Below are 16,160 nucleotides of genomic sequence, written 5' to 3' on the forward strand. Positions count from 1 at the left end.
CCCCTCCCCCGTAAACGGGGGAGGAAAGATCGGAGTCTCGTTTAGCGCGTCAGCTCGTAGAGCCCCGTCACGTCCACGCGCACCCGCAATTCGCCGCCGGCGACGGGGGTGGCGCTGTCCTTTTCCATCCGCGCCATGGCCATCATCGGCATCGGCGGCGGCGCGGTGTAGCCGCCGCCTTCGCTGAGCGTCACCAGGCGGCCGACGCGGTAGCCGGTGGCGCGCGCATAGAGGTTGGCCTTGTCGCTCAGCGCCTTGACCGCGTCCTCGCGGGCGGCGTTCTCGGCGGCGGTGGGATCGTTAAGGCCAAAGGAGATGCCGTTCACCTGGTTGGCGCCGGCGCTCACCGTGGCGTCGACGGCCGAGCCCAGGCGGGCCAGGTCGTGAACGGTGACGGTGACTTGGTTGGTCGCCTGATAGCCGCGCAGGCGGGGCGGGTTGTTCTCCACATAGTCGTACTGGGCGTTGAGGTTCAGCCCCGAGGTCTGGATGTCCTTGTCGGCGATGCCGGCGCGGCGAAGGGCGGCGAAGATCTTGTTCATCTGCGTCGCGTTGGCGGCCATGGCGGCCGACGCGGTGGGCGCCTCGGTGTTCACGCCGAGATTGATGGTGGCCATGTCCGGCGCGACGCGGGTCTCACCATAGGCCGAGAGGTTCAGGGTGGTGGCCCGGAACATGGACTCGGCGGCGGGCGGGGCGGCCTGGGCCAGGGCGGCGGGCGCCGCGATCGTGGTGGCCAAGAGCAGGCTGAGGGCGCCGGCGCGGACGAAGGTTTTCATAGGTATCTCCCAAAGGGTGCGAGCTTGACTGTACCACCCCGCCTTCGAACGATGAACGGGGCGCTGGGTTCCCTGATGACAAGGCCAAGCTGAACGGCGGCTTTAATGGTCGTGCAGCCCATGGTAACCCGCTCGCTCGCTGCAGGGGCCTGTAGCTCAATGGTTAGAGCCGACCGCTCATAACGGTCTGGTTGTAGGTTCGAGTCCTACCGGGCCCACCAGCGCGCTTAGTGCGGGCCTCGCCCTGCGGGGCTGGGTCAGATGGGTGCGGCGCCTAGACAACACCGGCATCCGTCCGGACCTCTGCAACAAACCTGTCATCAATCCGTCCGGGCTCTGTCACGGGCCGTCCCTAGAACCGCGACCGGGCAGGCGGGTGATTTTGGTCCCTCAAGCAAGGCTTGGGACTCTGATCGTGACTCCGCAGGCACCGATAAAAACACGGTGGTGGAGAGCATGATGACCGGCTTCAAGGACTTTAAGACCCTCTTGATCACCTCGCTCAGCGCGGTGGCGCTGGCGTCCTGCGGCGGTGGCGGCAACGCGCCGGCTTCACCTGGCGAAGCCACGGGCGGCGGCACCGGCGGCGGCACCGGCACGGGCGCGGCGGTTGACTGCCCCACCGGCACCACCAACGTCGGCACCGTGGCCGCGGGCAGCCTGCGCAACTGCCAACTGCCGGCCAAGGTCACCGGCACTCTCAACCTGCCGCTCCGCGCCGGGACCGTCTATTCCGTCACCGGGCGGGTAGACGTGGGCGACGACATGGGCGGCGACGCGGCGGCGCCCAAGGCCGGCGCGGTCAAGGGCGTCCTCTCGGTCGACGCCGGGGTTCGACTGTTCGGTTCGGCCGGCCTGGACTACATCGTGGTCAACCGCGGCTCGCAGATCTTCGCGGACGGCAACGCCGCCCAGCCGATCATCTTCACCAGCAAGCAGAGCATCGAGGGCACCACCGGGGTCGACTCCATCGGCCAGTGGGGCGGCGTCGTGATCCTGGGCCGGGCCAACATCAACAACTGCCCGGGCACCACGCCCTATGGCAGCGCCACCTGCGAGGCCCAGGTCGAGGGCACCAACGCCTTCTACGGCGGCAGCTCGAACACCGACAACTCCGGCGTGCTGCGCTACTTCCGTGTCCAGCACTCGGGCTTCCAGATCCTCCCGAACAACGAGCTGAACGGCATCACCCTGGCCGGCGTCGGCAGCGGGACGACCGTCGACTACGTCCAGGTTCACAACAGCTCCGACGACGGCATCGAGTGGTTCGGCGGCACGGTGAACGCCAAGCACCTGGTCCTGACCGGCAATGACGACGACGATCTCGACACCGACAGCGGTTTCAAGGGCATCGTGCAGTTCGTGATCGTCCGCAAGCGCGCCAATGGCGGCGACCGGGTCTTCGAGACCAGCAACGCCAACAACCGCCAGCCGCCCTCCAACCCGACGTTCGCCAACGTGACCGCCATCGCCCGCACCGGCGGCAACGACAACTACGTGCTCAACACCGGCACCGACGCCCGCCTCTATAACAGCGTGCTCACCGCCCCGCCGGCCTCCACCGTCGCCTGTATCGACATCGACGACGCGGTCACCAAGGCGACCTTCGGCTCGGTCTACATGTCCTGCCCGGTGGCTTTCCGTGAAGACTCCAACGTCGGCGCGGCCGCCGTCCAGGCCTTCTTCGGCGCCGGCGCCAACAACACCTCCAACGGGACCTCGACCCTGACGAGCGACTTCATCAACGGCGCCAACGAGAACGCGGTGGTCGCGACCAACCTGACGGCGATCAACCCCGCCTTCACCGCGGTCACCTACATCGGCGCCGTGCGCAACTCGGCCGACACCTGGTGGCTGGGTTGGACCTGCGGCCTGACCTCCGGCTCGACCTGCTGATGCGGAGCGGGCGGCGGCGATATCGCCGCCGCCCAACTTCGTCCCGTTGACACAGACAAGGTTCCGAACATGAAGACCTCCCATCTCTCGCTGAGCGCGCTCCTGCTCGCGACCACGGCGCTCCTCGCCCCTCAAGTCGCCTTTGCTCAGGCTGCGCCCCCGGCCGCCGAGACCGAGGTCGAAGAACTGACCGTGCTCGGCCGCTTCATTCCCGATGTCATGCGTGACCTCCGAGGTGTCCTCGGTCCTCACCATCGAGGATCTGAAGCGCGCCGGCGACGACACCGCCGCCGTCGCCCTGACCCGCTTGTCGGGCCTCAGCCTGGTCAGCGGCCGGTTCGTCTATGTCCGCGGCCTCGGCGAGCGCTATTCGTCGGCCCTGCTCAACGGTTCGCCCCTGCCGAGCCCCGAGCCCCTGCAGCGCGTCGTCCCGCTGGACCTGTTCCCCAGCAACATCCTGGCGAGCACGGTTGTCCAGAAGACCTATTCGGCGAGCTACCCCGGCGAGTTCGGCGGCGGGGTCATCGACCTGCGGACCATCTCGACGCCGGTGGAGCCCTTCTTCTCCTTCGGATTCAGCGTCGGCGCCAACAGCGAGACCACCCAGAAGGACGGGCTGACCTATTACGGCTCCGACACCGACTGGACCGGCTATGACGACGGCGCCCGCGAAACGCCCGACGCCCTGACGCCGGCTCTCGCCGGCCGCAAGCGCCTGACGGACTCCAATTTCACGCCCGCCCAGCTGCAGACCATCGGCCAGAGCTTCAACAACGCGCCGATGAACCTGCTGCAGAAGAACAGCAACATCGACTTCGACTACAGCGTGGACGTCAGCGCCGGCCGGACCTTCGATCTCGGCTTCGGGACGCTCGGTCTGATCGCCGTCGCCGGCTTCGACAACGCCTGGCGCACCCGGGACGGCATCCAGCAGGAAGGCTTCGTCCAGGGCGGCAACATCGAGGCCCGTACGGACTACGACTACCGCTCCACCCAGAACGACATCGTGCTCAACGGCCTGCTGGGCGCCAGCCTCCAGTGGGGCGACCACGAGGTCAAGTGGACGAACTTCTACGTCCACTCCACCACCAAGGAAGCCCGCAGCCGGGTCGGTTACGACGATCTGGCCGGCGCCAATGTCCGCGACGACTACACCGAGTGGTTCGAGCGCTCGCTGACCAACACCCAGCTGGTGGGCGCCCACGAGTTCGGTCAGTTCGAGATCGACTGGCGCGCTGCCTACGCCCGCAGCACCCGCGACGCGCCCTATGAAAAGGGCATCCGCTATCGCCTGGTGAACGGCGTCTACGAGCACAACGCCTCGCAGGAACAGAACTACACCCGCTTCAGCGAGGTCGAGGATTCGGTGGCCAGCGCCGGCATCGACTTCAAGTACACCGTCCCGCTGTCCGACGCCCGCGAAGCGATCCTCAGCGGCGGTCTGGCCTATTCCGACAACGACCGCCACGCCGAGGCCCGGGAGTACCGCTTCCTGGCCCTGAACAATTCGCTTCCCCAGGTCGTGCGTCGCCAGCGCGTCGACTACCTGCTGTCGGACTTCAATATCGGCCCCAACCTGCTGGTGGTCCGCGAGACCACCGGCTCCGAGGGCGCCGCGGCTTACCGCGCGGCCCTGGAAGTGCAGGGCGCCTACGCCCAGGTGGACGCCGAAGTGCTTCCCCTGGTCCGCGCCGCGGTCGGCATCCGCTACGAGGACGCGACGCAAAGCGTGACCCCGGTTGATTTGTTCGGCGGGGTTGCGCCGCTCGCGCCGCCCGCCCTTGAGAACCAGTACTGGCTGCCCGCCGCGACGGTCACCTGGAACTTCGCCGAAGACATGCAGCTGCGCCTCGGCGCCTCGAAGACCATCGCCCGCCCGCAGTTCCGCGAGCTGGCGCCCCAGCAGTACCTGGACCCGGAACTGGATCGCCTGTTCATCGGCAACCCGTACCTGGTGGACACCGAGCTGCTGAACTTCGACGCCCGCTACGAGTGGTACTTCGACACCGACCAGTTCGTGACCCTGGGCCTCTTCTACAAGGGCCTGGATAAGCCGGTCGAAGCCGTGGTCAACGAGTCCGGCGCGACAGTACAGCAGACCTATATCAACGCGCCCAAGGCCCGCCTCTATGGCGCCGAGGTCGAGATCAAGAAGTACTTCGACCCGGTGATGGAGACCGGCTGGCTGGCGAACAAGCGCTGGCTGGTGGGGCTCAACTACACCTACTCCAAGTCCGAGGTGCAGGTTGAGGCCGGTGACCTGGTCTTCCCGCTCGCGGGGGGCGGCTCGTCGCGTCTGGCCCAGGACTATGTGAAGGACGGCAGCGCCCTTCAGGGTCAGTCCGAGCACCTGGCCAACGCCCAGTTCGGCTACGAGGACGAAGAGGCGCAGTCACAGGCGACCCTGCTGGTCACCTATGTCGGCGATCGTATCTCGGCCCGCGGCCGCCCGGGGCAGCCTGACCTCATCCAGAGCCCCGGCGTCATGCTGGACTTCACCTATCGCAAGACGGTGACCGTGCGCGACCACGACCTGCAACTGGGTCTGAAGGCGCGCAACCTGCTGGGCGAGGACTACGAAGAGTTCCAGGAACTCGGCACGGGCAAGGTCTACGCCAACCAGTACGAGCTGGGCCGCAGCCTCTCAGTGAGCGTCAGCACCAAGTTCTAAACCCTGTCATGACGGCGTCCGGCCAGGCCGGGCGCCGTCATACAACTGTCGCCTCTGTGTCATATAGCGGGGCGCCGAACGCCGGGTTCGGGGGCGCCGTTCCCAGTGGAAACAGATAGATGCCGCGCGTTTTCGACGATTGGCGCCGGGAGAGCTGGCGCCCGTCGCCCAAGCTCATCCGCCAGGTTGTCGAGACAACCCTGATCCTGTTGCTCGCCCTGCAGGCCGCCCGGCTGACCTGGCTGCTTGCGACGCCGGCCGGTCCGATGGGCGACGCCACACAGTACGCCAGCGCAGGCCCCGCCCGGGCGGTGGACCTGACCATCCTGCAGCGTTTCGATCCCTTCTTCCGCGTTGAGCCAAGCCAGGCCCTGGCCGCCGGTCCGGCGCCCACCGAGGGCGGCCTGAGCCTGTTTGGTGTTCGCACCAACGGCCGTGGCGGCGGTTCGGCGATCCTGGGAACGGCCGACGGCGCCCAGGCCCTCTATGCCTTGGGCGACGACGTCGGCAACGGCATGGTGCTGCGCGCGGTGGCCGCCGATCACGTCATCCTGACCCGCGGCGGCTCGCGCATCCGACTTGAGTTTTCCAGCGGGTCTTCGCTGCCGCCTCCGCCGCCACCTCCGCCCATGGGCGCCGTGCTGGCGCCCGCGAGCGCGCCCGTCGCCCAGGCGCCTTCGCAGGGGCTTGGTCCTAGCCAGTTCCTGAGCGCCGCGGCCCTCAGCCCGGTGATGGCGGACGGCCGGGTGACCGGCTACCGCGTGATGGCCCGGGGACGCGGCGAGGCCCTGGCCCGCGCCGGTCTGCAGGATGGCGATGTGCTGCTGGCCGTGGACGGCTCCAACCTCAATCCGGAACGGCTCAGCGAGCTGCCGGACCTGCTCGCCAAGGCTGCTGACGTCGAAGTTCGCTTCGCGCGCAACGGCCAGCCCATGACCACCCGGCTAAGAACGGCGCCCCAGTGAAACGCATCATCTCGCTCCTCCTCTCCGCAGCCCTGCTCGCCGGCGCGCCCGGCGCCCCGGCCCTGGCCCAGGAGCAGGTCATCAACCTGCGTGACGCCGACATCCGCGCCTTCATCCAGGATGTCGCCCGCGCCACCGGCCAGACCTTCGTCATCGACCCGCGTGTCCAGGGCCGCGTCAGCGTGGTCAGCCAGGAGCCGCTGTCGAGGACCGAGCTGTTCGAGGTCATGCTGTCGACCCTGCGGGCCAATGGCCTGGTGGCCATTCCCACCGGCACCGGCGCCTATCGCATCGCGCCGGAAGAGGGCGTCGCCTCGCAGCCCAGCTCGGCCGGCGGCGGGCTCGGCTTCGCCACCCAGGTGTTCCGCCTGCGCACCCTGGACGCGGCGTCGGCGGCCGAGACCTTGAAGCCCCTGGTGGGCCGCCAGGGCGTCATCCTGCCCAGCCGCCGCGGAAACCTGCTGGTGGTGGCCGACTATGCCGACAACCTTCGGCGGATCCGCACCCTGCTGTCGCAGATCGACCAGGACAGCAGCGTCACCGAGACCGTGACCCTGCGCAGCAGCTCGGCCCGCGAGATGGGCGAGGTGATCAACGAACTGCTCAAGGCGCCTGGCGAGGCTGCCGGCGCCCGCAACGGCGTGGTGTCGGTGGTGGTGGTGAGCAGCAGCAACTCCCTGATCCTGCGGGGCGACGCCGCCACCATCCGGCCCCTGCTGGCCACCATCGCCGACCTGGACCGCCGGGCGGAGTCCAGCAGCGACATCCGCGTGATCCAGCTGCAGCACGCCAACGCCGATCAACTGCTGCCGGTGCTGCAACAGCTCGTCGGCCAGACCGTCAGCGCCCCGGCTGCCGGCGGCGCCTCGACCGGTTCGACCCCCGCCGCCGCGACCACAGCGGCGGCCGGCGCGCCGATCGGCGGCGGCGCGGCGCGGGCCAATATCGCCCGCTTCGCCGGGGCCAACGCCATCGTCATCGCCGCCGACCCGGAGACCCAGCGGACCTTGGCTGAGGTCATCCGGAAGTTGGACACGCGCCGCCAGCAGGTGCTGGTGGAGGCCATCGTGGTGGAGGTTTCCGACGACACCGCCAAGCGCCTGGGGGTGCAGTTCGCCCTGGCCGGGATCAATGGCTCCAGCGTCCCCTTCATGGCCACCAACTACTCCAACAGCGCCCCCAACCTGATGGCCATCACCGGCGCCCTGGCGGCCCAGGAAAACCTGCCGGAAGACTCCTCGACCTTGGCCCTGCTGCGCGACACCGCCCTGAAGTCCCTGCTGGGCGCCAACGGCGTCATCACCGGCGGTAGCGGGCGGATCAATGACGACGCGCTGTTCGGGTTCATCGTCAACGCGGTGAAGAACGACACCGCCTCGAACCTGCTCTCGACCCCCTCGATCCTCACCCAGGACAACCAGGAGGCCAAGATCCTGGTGGGTCAGGAAGTCCCCATCACCACGGGCGAGGTGCTCGGCGACGCCAACGCCAACCCCTTCCGCACCATCCAGCGGCAGAACGTCGGCGTGCAGCTGGAGGTGAAGCCCCAGATCAACGCCGGGGGCGCCATCACCCTGTTCCTGCGCCAGGAGGTCTCCAGCGTCGCCGGGCCGGTGAGCGAGAACTTCAACGAGCTGATCCTGAACAAGCGTGAGATCGAGACCACGGTCAGCGTCGACGACGGCGAGATCATCGTCCTGGGCGGCCTGCTGGACCAGAACGCGCGGACCTCGGTGGAGCGCATCCCCCTGCTGGGCGACATCCCCGGCCTTGGCCACCTGTTCCGCAGCACGGCGCGCCAGGGCGGCAAGACCAACCTGATGGTCTTCATCCGGCCGACCATCGTCCGCAGCGCCGCCGAGGCGCGCGCGGTCACCGCCACGCGCTACGGCTATATCCGCGACCAGCAGGCGGCCCGGAGCAAGGACGGCATCAGCGAGCTCGACCAACTGGTCCGCGAATACATGCGCGCCGCGCCGCCAGTGAGCGCGCCCATGCCCGGTCAGCTTCCGGCGCCCCGATGACGGCGACGCCGCTGCTCGCCTACGGGTTCGCCAAGCAGAACGGCGTCGTGCTGCTGGAGGTGGACGACCTGGCGCATGTCGGCCTGCGCGAGGGCGCCGATCCCATGGTGCTGGTGGAGGTTCGCCGCGCCCTGCGCAGGCCCCTGAAGGTGCAGGCCCTCTCGCGCACCGACTTCGAGCGGCGGCTGTCGGAGAGCTATGGCGGCGAGGGGCTGTCCACCGGCGCCGAGGACTTCGAACTCACCGGCGGTCTGGAAGGGCTGGTCGACGACATCCCGGTCACCGCCGACCTGCTGGACGCCCAGGATGACGCGCCGATCATCCGCCTGATCAACGGCCTGATCGCCGAGGCGGTGCGGCTTGGGGCCTCCGACATCCACATCGAGTCCTTCGACGCCAGCCTGGTGGTGCGCTTCCGGGTGGACGGCGTCCTGCGCGAGGTGCTCAGCCTGTCGCAGCGTCTGGCGCCTTTGCTGGTCTCCCGCGTCAAGGTCATGGCCCGGCTGGACATCGCCGAGAAGCGCGTGCCCCAGGACGGGCGGATTTCGCTGTCCCTGGGGGGGCGCTCCCTCGACGTTCGCGTCTCGACCCTGCCGTCCCGCGCCGGCGAGCGGGTGGTGATGCGGATCCTGGACCAGGCGCAGGCAGGCCTCGGCCTGGCCGACCTCGGCATGACGCCCTCGGTGCTGGCCACCTTCAGCGCGGCCCTGCGCGAACCCAACGGCATCATCCTGGTGACCGGGCCCACCGGCTCGGGCAAGACCACCTCGCTCTATGCCGGCCTCGGCGTGCTCAACGAGGCCAGCCGCAATATCCTGACCATCGAGGACCCGGTGGAATACGCCGTGTCCGGGATCGGCCAGACCCAGGTCAACACAAAGGTGGGCATGACCTTCGCCGCCGGACTGCGGGCGATCCTGCGCCAGGATCCCGACGTGGTGATGGTGGGCGAAATCCGCGACGCCGAGACCGCCCAGATCGCGGTCCAGGCCAGCCTCACGGGTCACCTGGTGCTCTCGACGGTCCACACCAACGACGCCGTGGGCGCCATCACCCGGCTGCGCGACATGGGCATCGAGCCCTTCCTGCTGGCCTCGACCCTGCGGGTCATCGTGGCCCAGCGTCTGGTGCGCCGCCTGTGCCAGGTCTGCCGCAAGCCCGAGCCCGCCGATCCCGCCTCGGCCCGCCTGGCCGGGGTCTGTGAGGGCGACACCCTCTATCGCGCCGCCGGCTGCCCGGCCTGCAACCAGACCGGCTATGTCGGCCGGATCGGCGTCTATGAGGCGGTCCGCATCGACGACCGCATCCGCCGGCTGATCAGCGAGAACGCCAGCGAGGACGAGATCGCCGCCATCGCCTTCGAGGCCGCGCCGGCCCTGACCCAGGAGGCCCGCAGCTATGTCGCGGCCGGGATCACCACCGTCGAGGAGGCGATCCGGGTCACCCGCCAGGAGACGGCGAGCGATGTCGGCGTTTGAGTACGACGCCCTCGATGGGGCCGGACGAATCCGCAAGGGGGTGATCTCGGCGGCCAGCGAGCGGGTCGCGCGCCAGGAGCTGGAGAGCCGCAAGCTGGTTCCGACCCGGCTGGCCCCGGCGCGCGCCGACAGCCGCGCGCGCAGCGGCCCGGCCCTGTTCGCACCCCGCCTGGGCGCCAAGGCCCTGGCCCTGGTCACGCGACAGCTGGCCACGCTGATCGCCGTGGCGCCCCTTGAGGAAGCCCTGCGGACCATCGCCCTGCAAGCCGACCGGCCCCAGGTGCGCCAAGTCCTGTCGACGGTCCACGCCGCGGTGCTGGAGGGCCACCGGCTGTCGGCGGCCCTGTCGCGGGAGCCGAAGTCGTTTCCGCCGCTCTACCGCGCCATGGTGGCGGCCGGCGAGAGTTCCGGCGCCCTGCCGTCGATCCTGCAGCGCCTGGCCGACCTGCTGGAGCGGGACGAACAGGCGCGGGGCAAGGTGGTGACGGCCCTGGTCTATCCGGCCGCCCTGGCGGTCACCGCGGTCTCGGTGGTCATCGCGTTGATGACCTTCGTGGTGCCCAAGGTGGTGGAGCAATTCGAGTCGATGGGCCAGACCCTGCCGCTGCTGACCCGGGTGGTGATCGTGATCTCCACCGGCATGCGCGACTGGGGCTGGCTGGCCCTGTTGCTGCTGATCGTCGGGGGAGGGCTGTTCGCGCGCGCCCTGCAACGGCCCGCCTTCCGGCTCCGGGTGGACGGCGCCGTCCTGACCCTGCCGATCTTCGGGAAGCTCATTCGCGACCTGCACGCCGCGCGGCTGGCGCGGACCCTGGCCACCATGATCAACGGCGGCCTGCCCGTGCTGGAGGGCCTGCGCATCACCGCCCCCACCGTCCGCAACCGGGTCCTGCGGCAGGCCACCGAAGAGATGGCGGTCACCATCGAGGAGGGGGGAAGCCTGTCGACCGCCATGCGGCGCGCCGACGTCTTCCCGCCGCTGCTCATCTATATGACCGCCGGCGGCGAGAGCAGCGGCGGCGTGGATGTGATGTTGGAGCGCGCCTCGGAGTATCTGGAGCGCGAATTCAACACCTTCACGGCCGTCGCGCTCAGCCTGCTCGAGCCGGTCATCATCCTGATCATGGGTGGGATCGTCACCCTGATCGTCCTGTCGATCCTGCTGCCGATCCTGCAGATCAACAACCTCGCCCTGTCCTGAAGGAACCCGCGATGGACATGCCCCGCAAAATTCGCCCTCCCCATGCCGAGGCCGGCTTCACCCTCCTGGAACTGATGGTGGTGATCGTCATCCTGGGGCTGCTGGCGACGGTCGTCATGGTCAATGTCCTGCCCAGCCAGGATCGCGCCATGAAGGAGAAGGCCCGCGCCGACATCTCGGTGCTGGAGCAGTCGATCGAGGGCTATCGCCTCGACAACTTCACCTTCCCCACCAACGAGCAGGGGCTGCAGGCCCTGGTCACCCCGCCGGCCGGCATGACCCGTCCCGACCGCTACCGCGAGGGCGGCTATATCCGCCGCCTGCCGCAGGACCCGTGGGGCAATCCCTACCAATACGCCGTGCCGGGCGAGAAGGGACGCTTCGACATCTATTCGTTCGGGGCCGACGGCCGCAAAGGTGGCGAGGGCGACGATGCCGACATCGGCAACTGGAGCTAGGCCTCTTTCCGAACGGGGCTTCACCCTGGTCGAGCTGATGGTGACCCTGTTCATCATCGGCCTGATCAGCGCGGCCGTCGTCATGACCGCGCCCGATCAAGGGCCGACCCCCGGCGGGGAGGCCGAGGTCCTGGCCGCGCGGCTCAAGCGCGCCCAGGAGGAGGCGGTCCTGACCAACCGCGCCGTCGACGTGGCCGTCGATACGGCAGGCTACCGGTTCCGGGTCCAGAGCCGCGACGGCTGGACGCCGCTGACCACCGAACCGTTCGAACCTGTCGCCTGGAGCCCGGGCCTGAAGGTGGCCGTGGTGGCCGCCGACGGCGCCCAGGGCGTTCGCTTCGATCCCACCGGGGTCGCGGCCGCGGCCCGCATCACCCTGTCGCGATCCCCCCGCCTGGCCGGGGTGGTCGTCGACGACGCCGGGAATGTGAAGGTCGATGTCGCGCCGGGCTGAAGGCTTCACCCTCATCGAGCTGCTGGTGGCGCTCGCCGTGTTCAGCCTGGCGGTCGTGGCCCTGCTGAACGTGGCGGGCGAGAACACGCGCGCGGCGGTGGCCCTGGAGGAGCGGACCTTCGCGGTCGTCGTGGCCGAGAACCGCGCGGTGGAGCTGCTCACCCAACCCGAACTCCCCACCCTGGGCGAGGATCGCGGCGCCGAGACCGCCGGAGACCGCACCTGGACCTGGACCCAGCAGGTCAGCCGCACCGCCGACGCCGCGGTGATCCGCATCGACGTCCGGGTGACCCGCGCCGACAGCGACCGGACCCTGGGCGAGGTCACGGTGTTCCGGGGGCGCGGATGAAGGGCTTCACCCTGGTGGAAATGCTGGTGGCCCTGTTCATCTTCAGCCTGCTGGCCGCGGCCGGGGTGACGGTGATGCGGTTCACCGTCGACAATCAGGTGGCCGTGCGCGGCCGCATGGACCGCCTGGGGGACCTCCAGCGGACCCGCGCCCTGCTGAAGAGCGATCTGGAACAGGCCGCGCCGCGCCGCACGCGCGACGAGGCGGGAACCCCGGCGGCGGGGCCCTTTGGCGGTGGTCCGCCGCCTGGCGCGCTGCTGGCCTTCAGCCGGCGGGGCTGGGACAATCCCGACCGGGCCGCGCGCGGTTCCCTGCAATATGTGGAGTACCGCCTCGAGGACGGCCGCCTGGAGCGACGATCGCGACCGGCGCTGGATGGCGCGCGACTGGGCGAGCCGCAGCGACTGATCGACGGCGTGCAGACCGCCGAGGTGGAGTTCCTTTCCCAGGGGGCCTGGCGCCCGACCTGGACCTCCTCGTCCAGCGTCCCCATGCCCCAGGTGGTCCGCCTGACCCTGACGCTGAAGTCGGTGGGCGAGGTGCGCCAGCTGTTCCTGCTGCCGGGGGGCGCCTCATGAGGCGGCCAGGCGAGGAAGGGGTCGCGCTGCTGACCGTGCTGTTGCTGGTGGCGGTGATGTCGGCCCTGGCGGTGGGGGTGCTCGACGACATTCGGTTCGGGATCCGGCGCACCGCCAATGGAGAGGCCATCAGCCAGGCCCGCTGGTATGCGCTGGGCACCGAGACCTTGGCGCGGCGGCGCCTGGTGGAGCTAGCCGGCGACAATGCGCCCGTCGCCACCGACTGGAACGGCCGGACCTTCACCTTCCCCATCGACGAGGGCACGCTGCAGGGCCGCATCAGCGATGGGGCGACCTGTTTCAACCTGAACAGCGTCGTCGATGGCGTGGGGGAATCCTATCGCCGCCGGGATATGGGCGCCGCGCAGTTTACGGCGCTGCTGGAGGCGTTGCAGGTCGCGCCGCGGACGGCTGAGGCCCTGACGGGCGCGCTGGTGGACTGGATCGACAGCGACGCCCTGCGCGAGACCGGCGGCGCGGAGGATGAGACCTATGCGCGGGGGGCCAAGCCCTACCGCACCGCCGGCGCCTTGATGGCGGAGGTCAGCGAGCTGCGGGCCGTTCACGGTTTCGACCCCGCGCTCTACGCCCGCGTCCGACCCTTTGTCTGCGCCCTGCCGACCACGATGCTGTCGCCGATCAATCTCAACGCCCTGACCCCGCAGCAGGCGCCCCTGGTGGTTATGCTCACCGACGGGGCGGTGAGCGTGGAGGCGGCGCGGCGCGTGATCGCCGGGCGTCCGGCGCAGGGCTGGTCGGAGGTGATGGCCTTCTGGCGCATGCCGCAACTGATCGACCTGCAGCCCTCGGCCGATGTGATCGCCCAGGTCGGGGTGCGGTCGCGCTATTTCAACCTAGAGAGCGAAGTCAGCTATCGCGACGCCGTCGTGGTGGCCAGCGCGCTGTTTGAGCAGGACGCCGCAGGCGGAATTCGCCTTGCCGCCAGACGTTGGACGAACGACGAATGAGCAGAACCCGCATCGTCCTGGCGCCGCAGGGGTCCGACGCCGCCCCCCATTACATGATCGTCGATCCGGCCGGCGTGGTGGTCGCCCGCGGTGAGGCGCCGATCGGCGTCGGCCGGCCGGCCGAGCCCCTGCGCGAGGTGCTGGTGGTCCCGGGGGCGGAGGTCAGCACCCGCTGGCTGCATCTGCCGACCCGCAACCTGGCCCAGGCCCAGGCGGCCGCGCGCCTGCACCTGGCCGACCAGTTCGCGCTGGCCGACGAGGACCTTCACCTGGCTATCGGTCCGCTGGAGGAGGATGGGCACCGGTTGGTGGTGGTGGTGGCCAGGCGGCTGCTGCAGGTCTGGCTCGCCGACGCCGCCCTGCATGGCGTGGTTCCCGATGTGGTGGTTCCCGATCACCTGATGCTGCCGGCGCCCGCGGGGCCGGCGCTGTCGGCGGCGAGGCTCGGCGGCCTGGTGGCGGTGCGCGGACAGCGCGTGGCCATGACCTTGGAGCCCGACCTGGTGGACATCGTCCTGCAGGGCCGCGACGTGGAGATGCTGCAACAGCCGGAGGCGGTCGAGGCGGCCCTGGCGGCCGGGGCGGCGGCCCCGCTGGTCAACCTGCTGCAGGACGAGTTCGACCCCGCTCGCGAGAGCCGGCTCGACTGGCGCAATCTGAAGCGGGCGGCGGTCCTCGCAGGCGTCCTGGCTCTCAGCTTCCCGATCCTGTTCGGCGCCCAGGTGCTGCGCGACCACCTTGCGGCCGGCGGCCTGGAACGGCGCGCCGCTCAGCAGGCGGCCACGGTGCTGCCGGCCGGCGCTGTGATCTCCGACCCCGCCGGTCAGACCCGTGCGCGTCTCAACGAACTGCTGCTCGCCGCCGGCGGCGGACCGACCGGCCTGGTGGCGAACCTGTTCTCCGCCCTCGAGACCATCGAGGGCGCCCAGCTGGAGAGCCTGGTGCTGGCGCCCGACGGCGCGGTGCGGGCGCGGATCAGCTACGGCCAGATCTCCGATGTCGAACTGCTTCGCGCCGCCATGCGCGGGGCGGGAATCCCCATGCGGGACGAGGCGACCCAACAGGAAGGCCCCCGCGTGATCAGCGACGTAATCCTGGGAGCGCGCACATGATGGCGTGGTGGGACGGCCGGACCCGACGCGAGCAGGTCCTGCTCGGTGTGATGGGCGTCTGCCTGGCGCTGGTGCTGCTGCTGTTTGGCGTCCTGCGCCCGCTGCAGGCCGCCGCGAGGGCCGCGTCAGAGCGTCATGCGGAGGCGTCGCAGGACCAGGCTGAGGTCGCCCGGAATGTCGCGGCGATCGCCCGGCTGAAGGTTCCCGCCAGGGCCCCGCCTCGCCGGCTGCCGCTTGAAGCGGCGGTGAGCACGACGGCCGCCGCCGCCGGTATCGCTCTGGGACGCGTGGAGGGCGATCCCTCGGGCGGGCTGCGGGTTTCCGCGCCGTCCGTGGCGCCCACGGTCCTCTTCCCGTGGCTGAGCCTGCTGCAGCGCGAGCATGGGGTGGCCGCGACCCATCTGGCCATCGTCAAGAACGAGACCGGCGGCCTGACCCTGGACGCCACCCTGGAGAGGGCGGGATCATGAGCCAGCTCCGTCTTGCCCAGATCTTCACGATCGCCCTGGCCTTGCTGCTGATCGGCCTGGCGCCGCTGCGGCTGGCCCTGGACGCCATGGGCGCCGCGCGCCGTGGCCTCGCGGCCCGGGAGGCGAGCGGCACGATCTGGCGCGGCCAGCTCCTGGGCGCGCGCTTCGGCGGGGTCGAGCTCGGGGATGTGCGCCTGGGTCTCGATGCCGCCGGTCTGTTCCTGGGCGGCGGCCGGGTCTGGTTCCGCACCCAGGGGCCGATCTCGGCAGGGGGCGTGCTGCTGCTGTCCGGCAAGAGGGCCGGCGCGCGCAGCCTGGACGGGACCCTGCCGCTAGGCCTGGTGACGCCCCAGGCGCCGGTCCGTGGGCGGCTTGGCCTGAAGGACGTGGACCTGGAGTTTCACCACGGGCTCTGCCGTTCGGCGGGCGGGCGGGTTTCCCTTGACCAGTTGACCCTGCCCGGGGGGGCGCCGCTCGCCCCGGCCCTGGTCCTTTCCGGCTCGCCGACGTGTCGGGGCGGGGCCGCCGTGATCCCCCTGAGCGGGCTGGCCGACGGGGTGGCGATCGATGTGCTGATCCGTTTGGACGGCGCGGGCGGATACCGGCTCGAGACCGTGCTGCGGGCGACCAACCCGAGGTTCGCGGCCCTGGCGGCGCTCAGTGGTTTCGAGCGGACGATCGACGGGTTCCGGCGGGTGGACCAGGGGCGCATGGGCGGTGGCGAGGCTCGGCCCTAAGGCGCGCCGCCTTGCCGCCT

Annotated in this window: 15 protein-coding genes and 1 tRNA gene; 15 read left to right on the forward strand and 1 reads right to left on the reverse strand. The window is 70.0% G+C overall.

All coding sequences use genetic code 11. The features are described from left to right. Positions 1–41 precede the first annotated feature (41 nt). Positions 42–779 carry an SIMPL domain-containing protein gene (locus RMO97_RS13765; protein ID WP_310541618.1) on the reverse strand — a complete coding sequence of 246 codons (738 nt, stop codon included), beginning with the start codon at positions 777–779 and terminating at the stop codon, positions 42–44. A 145-nt stretch (positions 780–924) separates the two neighbouring features. Between RMO97_RS13765 and RMO97_RS13770 the strand changes: the two genes are divergently transcribed. The 15 genes from RMO97_RS13770 (at position 925) to gspN (ending at position 16,140) form a co-directional block, all read left to right on the forward strand. Continuing rightward, a tRNA-Ile gene (locus RMO97_RS13770) sits at positions 925–1,000 on the forward strand. A gap of 235 nt (positions 1,001–1,235) precedes the next feature. Beyond that, on the forward strand, positions 1,236–2,675 hold the full coding sequence (locus RMO97_RS13775; protein ID WP_310541619.1) for a hypothetical protein: 1,440 nt from the start codon (positions 1,236–1,238) through the stop codon (positions 2,673–2,675). Positions 2,676–2,898: 223 nt separating this feature from the next. Next, the gene (locus RMO97_RS13780; RefSeq protein ID WP_310541620.1) at positions 2,899–5,346 is read left to right on the forward strand and encodes a TonB-dependent receptor domain-containing protein; all 2,448 of its coding nucleotides are present in this window, start codon (positions 2,899–2,901) and stop codon (positions 5,344–5,346) included. Between the two features lie 119 nt (positions 5,347–5,465). Continuing rightward, positions 5,466–6,311, forward strand: a complete 846-nt coding sequence (locus tag RMO97_RS13785; protein WP_310541621.1) for a type II secretion system protein N — start codon at positions 5,466–5,468, stop codon at positions 6,309–6,311. Next, the gene (gene gspD / locus RMO97_RS13790; RefSeq protein WP_310541622.1) at positions 6,308–8,335 is read left to right on the forward strand and encodes a type II secretion system secretin GspD; all 2,028 of its coding nucleotides are present in this window, start codon (positions 6,308–6,310) and stop codon (positions 8,333–8,335) included. The genes RMO97_RS13785 and gspD overlap by 4 nt, the downstream gene beginning before the upstream one ends. After that, on the forward strand, positions 8,332–9,813 hold the full coding sequence (gene gspE, locus RMO97_RS13795) for a type II secretion system ATPase GspE (RefSeq protein WP_310541623.1): 1,482 nt from the start codon (positions 8,332–8,334) through the stop codon (positions 9,811–9,813). Before gspD ends, gspE begins: the two co-directional genes overlap by 4 nt. Next, on the forward strand, positions 9,800–11,014 hold the full coding sequence (gene gspF / locus RMO97_RS13800; RefSeq protein ID WP_310541624.1) for a type II secretion system inner membrane protein GspF: 1,215 nt from the start codon (positions 9,800–9,802) through the stop codon (positions 11,012–11,014). Before gspE ends, gspF begins: the two co-directional genes overlap by 14 nt. 17 nt (positions 11,015–11,031) lie before the next feature. After that, entirely contained in the window at positions 11,032–11,472 is a 441-nt protein-coding gene (gene gspG / locus RMO97_RS13805) for a type II secretion system major pseudopilin GspG (protein WP_310541625.1), read from the forward strand. After that, entirely contained in the window at positions 11,447–11,926 is a 480-nt protein-coding gene (locus RMO97_RS13810) for a GspH/FimT family pseudopilin (protein WP_310541626.1), read from the forward strand. Before gspG ends, RMO97_RS13810 begins: the two co-directional genes overlap by 26 nt. Continuing rightward, positions 11,910–12,275: a type II secretion system minor pseudopilin GspI gene (gene gspI / locus RMO97_RS13815; protein ID WP_310541627.1), complete on the forward strand. Its 366-nt coding sequence runs from the start codon at positions 11,910–11,912 to the stop codon at positions 12,273–12,275. Before RMO97_RS13810 ends, gspI begins: the two co-directional genes overlap by 17 nt. Beyond that, entirely contained in the window at positions 12,272–12,853 is a 582-nt protein-coding gene (gene gspJ / locus RMO97_RS13820; RefSeq protein WP_310541628.1) for a type II secretion system minor pseudopilin GspJ, read from the forward strand. Before gspI ends, gspJ begins: the two co-directional genes overlap by 4 nt. Next, positions 12,850–13,821, forward strand: coding sequence for a type II secretion system minor pseudopilin GspK (gene gspK / locus RMO97_RS13825; RefSeq protein ID WP_310541629.1), 972 nt, complete (start codon positions 12,850–12,852; stop codon positions 13,819–13,821). The genes gspJ and gspK overlap by 4 nt, the downstream gene beginning before the upstream one ends. Continuing rightward, positions 13,818–14,933 (forward strand): type II secretion system protein GspL, encoded by a 1,116-nt coding sequence (gspL, locus tag RMO97_RS13830; RefSeq protein WP_310541630.1) that lies wholly within the window; start codon positions 13,818–13,820, stop codon positions 14,931–14,933. Before gspK ends, gspL begins: the two co-directional genes overlap by 4 nt. Then, the gene (gene gspM / locus RMO97_RS13835; protein ID WP_310541631.1) at positions 14,930–15,403 is read left to right on the forward strand and encodes a type II secretion system protein GspM; all 474 of its coding nucleotides are present in this window, start codon (positions 14,930–14,932) and stop codon (positions 15,401–15,403) included. The genes gspL and gspM overlap by 4 nt, the downstream gene beginning before the upstream one ends. Next, a complete protein-coding gene (gspN, locus tag RMO97_RS13840) occupies positions 15,400–16,140 on the forward strand; it encodes a type II secretion system protein N (RefSeq protein ID WP_310541632.1) in 741 nt (246 codons plus the stop codon). The genes gspM and gspN overlap by 4 nt, the downstream gene beginning before the upstream one ends. The last annotated feature ends 20 nt before the right edge of the window (positions 16,141–16,160 follow it).

It is taken from the genome of Phenylobacterium sp. (assembly GCF_031425575.1).
In the GTDB taxonomy this organism is placed as follows: Bacteria; Pseudomonadota; Alphaproteobacteria; order Caulobacterales; family Caulobacteraceae; genus Phenylobacterium.

Bases quoted from the DNA above. Each gene is read 5' to 3' on its own strand.
- RMO97_RS13765 (WP_310541618.1), bottom strand. From the start codon at position 779: ATGAAAACCTTCGTCCGCGCCGGCGCCCTCAGCCTGCTCTTGGCCACC.
- RMO97_RS13775 (WP_310541619.1), top strand. From the start codon at position 1,236: ATGATGACCGGCTTCAAGGACTTTAAGACCCTCTTGATCACCTCGCTC.
- RMO97_RS13785 (WP_310541621.1), top strand. From the start codon at position 5,466: ATGCCGCGCGTTTTCGACGATTGGCGCCGGGAGAGCTGGCGCCCGTCG.
- gspE (WP_310541623.1), top strand. From the start codon at position 8,332: ATGACGGCGACGCCGCTGCTCGCCTACGGGTTCGCCAAGCAGAACGGC.
- gspF (WP_310541624.1), top strand. From the start codon at position 9,800: ATGTCGGCGTTTGAGTACGACGCCCTCGATGGGGCCGGACGAATCCGC.
- gspG (WP_310541625.1), top strand. From the start codon at position 11,032: ATGCCCCGCAAAATTCGCCCTCCCCATGCCGAGGCCGGCTTCACCCTC.
- RMO97_RS13810 (WP_310541626.1), top strand. From the start codon at position 11,447: ATGCCGACATCGGCAACTGGAGCTAGGCCTCTTTCCGAACGGGGCTTC.
- gspI (WP_310541627.1), top strand. From the start codon at position 11,910: ATGTCGCGCCGGGCTGAAGGCTTCACCCTCATCGAGCTGCTGGTGGCG.
- gspJ (WP_310541628.1), top strand. From the start codon at position 12,272: ATGAAGGGCTTCACCCTGGTGGAAATGCTGGTGGCCCTGTTCATCTTC.
- gspK (WP_310541629.1), top strand. From the start codon at position 12,850: ATGAGGCGGCCAGGCGAGGAAGGGGTCGCGCTGCTGACCGTGCTGTTG.
- gspL (WP_310541630.1), top strand. From the start codon at position 13,818: ATGAGCAGAACCCGCATCGTCCTGGCGCCGCAGGGGTCCGACGCCGCC.
- gspM (WP_310541631.1), top strand. From the start codon at position 14,930: ATGATGGCGTGGTGGGACGGCCGGACCCGACGCGAGCAGGTCCTGCTC.
- gspN (WP_310541632.1), top strand. From the start codon at position 15,400: ATGAGCCAGCTCCGTCTTGCCCAGATCTTCACGATCGCCCTGGCCTTG.